This window comes from Kocuria oxytropis, assembly GCF_040981195.1.
Taxonomy (GTDB): Bacteria; Actinomycetota; Actinomycetes; order Actinomycetales; family Micrococcaceae; genus Kocuria; species Kocuria oxytropis.
In genome coordinates this window covers 1-976 of sequence record NZ_JAVFXA010000060.1, presented here as the reverse complement: position 1 = coordinate 976, position 976 = coordinate 1, and the positions used below count along the sequence as shown (strand labels likewise).

1 pseudogene is annotated in these 976 nt (G+C 70.1%); it reads right to left on the bottom strand.

The annotated features are described in order from the left end of the window. Positions 1-127: 127 nt before the first annotated feature. Positions 128-976: pseudogene (locus QYM41_RS17560) on the bottom strand (hypothetical protein); the annotation flags it as partial.

Genomic DNA, 976 nt, shown 5'->3' with positions numbered 1-976 from the left:
GGTCCTGCGGACCAGCTCGGCGACGTTGGGCGCCTCGTTGAACGTGGGCACGATGACGGTCAGTTCCATGGCTTCTCCCTGTTCTGCTGGCATTGCTCGAATCTCGATGCCCCGTTGCGGTCCGGCGCTACCGGGCCTGCACGCGGTGCACGCTCCAGCTGCCGAAGGTCTCGGCGGGCACGGAGTGCTCGAGCGCCTCGCCCACCATGGTGAGACCGAGCTCCTCGATGTTGGACGGCACGTAGGGTCCCACCACGAGCCACTCGACGGCGGCTGCACCGTCCGGATGCACTTCCAGAAACTTCGGGTCCAGGTCGACCTTCTCCGTCACCACGACCTGCCACGGATCCCGCCATCCGCTGGCCCGCAGGTCCTGCCACATCGAGTACGGCACCACGACCGTGTCCTCACGGGGCACGTTCTCCTGGACCCAGGCGAGCGTGGAGTACCAGTCCTCGTTGCTGCGCTGCGTCAGCAGGGTGCTGTCCTGGCGCCACCAGTGCGGCGCCGCCACGACCAGCAGGACCAGGGCGAGCGCTGCGGCGGTGCCCCGGCGCAGCCTCCCGTGTCCTTGCGTCGTCCGGGCGGAGCCGAGGCGGGCGAGCCGGTCGGCCACCGCCTCGACGCCGCAACCGATGGCCAGGGCGAGGAAGGGCAGGATCGCGATGATGTACATGGCAGGCAGATAGCCCTCGCCGGCCACCACGGGAACGGCGAAGGACACGACGGCCACCGGGATCCAGATGGTCCGGCGCCACAGCAGGCACAGCAGGGCGGCCACCAGGCCGGCCACGAGAAGCGGGCTGTCGTAGAACAGCCAGCCTTGCGCGAGCTCGGCGCGGTCGGAGCCCGCCTCCCACACGGATCCGGATCCGGAGCGGTCGAGGAACTGGTAGGCCAGCGCTTCCTGCAGCGACACGTGGCCGGGGCCGGTCAGCAGCTCGCCGCGCAGCAGGGCCATGAGCGGATAGGAGCC